This window comes from Streptomyces griseorubiginosus (assembly GCF_017614965.1).
Classification (GTDB): domain Bacteria; phylum Actinomycetota; class Actinomycetes; order Streptomycetales; family Streptomycetaceae; genus Streptomyces; species Streptomyces griseorubiginosus_B.
This window is the reverse complement of sequence record NZ_WVUG01000558.1, coordinates 1-2,526: the sequence shown is the minus strand read 5'-3', so window position 1 is coordinate 2,526 and position 2,526 is coordinate 1. Positions and strand designations below refer to the sequence as shown.

The 2,526-nt window shown below is 72.6% G+C and carries 4 protein-coding genes and 1 pseudogene; all 5 read right to left on the bottom strand.

The window, feature by feature from the left end:
* A partial coding sequence (locus GRC12_RS43580) for a hypothetical protein (RefSeq protein ID WP_208785971.1) occupies nucleotides 1-400 on the bottom strand: 400 nt, incomplete at its 3' end.
* Nucleotides 401-502: 102 nt separating this feature from the next.
* The gene (locus GRC12_RS43575) at nucleotides 503-1,105 is read right to left on the bottom strand and encodes a vitamin K epoxide reductase family protein (protein WP_208785970.1); all 603 of its coding nucleotides are present in this window, start codon (nucleotides 1,103-1,105) and stop codon (nucleotides 503-505) included.
* Between the two features lie 5 nt (nucleotides 1,106-1,110).
* Entirely contained in the window at nucleotides 1,111-1,608 is a 498-nt protein-coding gene (locus GRC12_RS43570) for a DUF5949 family protein (protein WP_208785969.1), read from the bottom strand.
* 111 nt (nucleotides 1,609-1,719) lie between these two features.
* Nucleotides 1,720-2,010: a hypothetical protein gene (locus tag GRC12_RS43565; protein ID WP_208785968.1), complete on the bottom strand. Its 291-nt coding sequence runs from the start codon at nucleotides 2,008-2,010 to the stop codon at nucleotides 1,720-1,722.
* 229 nt (nucleotides 2,011-2,239) lie between these two features.
* Nucleotides 2,240-2,526: pseudogene (locus GRC12_RS43560) on the bottom strand (hypothetical protein); the annotation flags it as partial.

Below are 2,526 nucleotides of genomic sequence, written 5' to 3'. Positions count from 1 at the left end.
TCAGGGGGGCGTCCAGGTTCAGGCCCGGGGCGAGGGTACGCAGGTCGGAGGCCGGGGTGGAGAGACCGACGTGGTCGAACTGGTCGCCCAGGACGTGCGGCAGGGGCGCGCGCAGGCCCGCTCCGGGCAGCCCGCCGGCGACGGGCAGCTGCGGCAGGACGTGCTCCGGGATGAGCCGGCCCTCGACGTACCGCGGCCCGTCGGGCCGGCCCGGCGTCGGCAGGGGGATCTCTCCGCCGAGCTTGGGCAGCTCCATGCCCAGGGACTGCTCGGCGCCCTCCAGCGGCACGGGGACGGGGACCGTGCCGATCGCGGCGGCGGGGGTCGCCGCGGCGGCGCCGACGGCGGCCGCGACGCCGGTGAGGACGGCGGCGAGGGTTCCTCGGGTGGTGGACTTCATCTCGGGTACGGTCCCTTTCGCGGTTCGGCGGGCTCTGCGTGCGTACCGAGTAACGAGGCTGCCTGCGCCATCAGTTCACAATTCCCCCGGGTGCAGCAGTAGTCAGCTTGTCCAGAAGTCCCACCAGCGCGTCAGCACCAGCATGCCGATCACTCCGACGTGTGCCAGCGGCAGCACCCAGGTGAACTCGCCGAGGAACGTCCTCCCCCAGCCGGGCGCGGGCAGGAAGCGGCGCAGGACGGCGTACGAGGTGACGTACCAGAACAGCAGGATCGTGGCGGCCCACGCCAGACAGCACCACAGGCACAGCGCGTCGATCCGGTACAGCGACTCGAACTGCAGCCAGGACACGAACCCGACGCCGAACAGGCATCCGGCGTCGAAGGTCAGCCAGTACCAGCGGGGAAGGACGGCGCCGGCCAGCAGGCTCATGCCGACGCAGACGACGATGCCGTAGGCGACCAGGCCCAGCATCGGATTGGGGAACCCGAAGACCGAGGCCTGGTCGCTCTTCATGACACTGCCGCAGGACACCACGGGGTTCAGGCTGCAACCCGGCGTGAAGTGCGGGTTCTTGAGCAGCTTGAACTCGTCGAGGGTGATCACCCAGGAGGCCAGCAGTCCGGCCGCGCCCGTGATCACCAGCAGCAGGGCGAACCCGGGGCCGGTGCCCGCCCGCCGCGCCGCGTCCTGCCCCGCGGCCACCGCCGTCAGCCGCGCAGCCTGCGGGCCGGGAGGACGACGTGCGCCGCCGCGTTCAGGGTCTCCTCGGCTCCCGCGAAGGCGGCGAAGACCTCGGGGTCGACGGGCTTGCCCGGCTCGGCCTCGGGCCAGGGACGGGTGGTGAACACCAGGTAGGCGTAGCCCCGTTCGGCGACCGCGGCGAGCCACTCCGGCGGCGGGGTGCACTGGGCGTTGGAGCCGGGCAGGGTGACGACGGCGTGGCCGCCCTCGACCAGCAGGCTCAGCGGCAGGCTCGGCCTGGCGGCGGCGTCGGTCAGCTCGCCGCCGAGGGGGAGGCCGACGCTTCCCAGCAGTTCGGCGACGGCGGCCGACGCGGCCTCGGGGCCGGCCGCCGCGTCGCCCAGGGGGTAGGCGAGCAGGTAGGGCATGTCGCCGTCGGGGGCCTCGCCGCTCCAGGCCATCACGACGAGGGTGCCCAGTTCGGCGGGGCCGAGGGGGCGGGTTTCGCTTGAGGTTGAGGTCACCGCGCGACCTTATCGACGGCCCGGAAGGCGGCCGGGCGGCTTCTCACCCGACCGGGGGACGGTCCCCGCCCTGTCCACACGAACGAGGGACCCGCCTCGAACGACCGTGACTCAGTGCTGGAGCGGCAGGCCGCCGAGCAGTCCGCCGTTGTTGTTCAGCGCGCCGGTCGCGCCCTTCACGGTGCTGAGCAGGGAGTCCTTGTTCTCGGTGTCGAGCGCGTTCGACTGGTGCTGCAGCGGCATCACGTCGCGGGGCTCGATGTGCCCGCTGGTGAGCGTGTTCACGGCGCCGTTGAGGCTGGTGGGCGTCACGTCCGAGGCGCTGTAGGCGAACGCGGGCGCGGCGGCGCCGGCGAGGGCGACGGTACCGGCAACGACAGCGGCGGCCTTCAGGGACTTCATCGGGTTCCTTTCATCGGGCAACTCACGTCACCAGGGGATTTCTGACGCCGTGCCCAACGATCCACGCCGAGGAGGGAAACCCCGTGCGCAGAAAACGTTTCTCATCCTCATATGAAAGGCCGCAGAAAAGCGGCAGAAAAGCCGCCGAAAGAGGCCGCCGAAAGGCCGCCCGGCCGACCATCGCTGCGGATCGGCCGGGCGGTCCGGTGAGTTTGGCGCTCGCCCCGGGTCACTCGACGGGCAGCGCCGGCGCCGCGGGGAGCGAGGGCGTCGACACCGGCAGCCCCGGCAGGTCGGCGGCGGGCAGGCTGCCGCCCAGCAGGGTCGAGGTGATGGTGTTGACCAGCCCGGTCACCACGCTCGTGACGGCCGGCACCACCTGGCTGACGTCCCCGGAGGTGACCGCCTGGAGCAGGGCGTCGATCGCCTTCTGCAGCGCGGCCAGGGCGTCGCCGGTGAGGTCGGCGGCGGCTCGCGGCTTGGCGTCACCGCCGGTCTTGGCGAGCGTCGGCAGGG

What these genes read in the sequence shown, in the direction of transcription:
- GRC12_RS43565 (WP_208785968.1), bottom strand. Translation starts at nt 2,010, where the DNA reads ATGAAGTCCCTGAAGGCCGCCGCTGTCGTTGCCGGTACCGTCGCCCTC.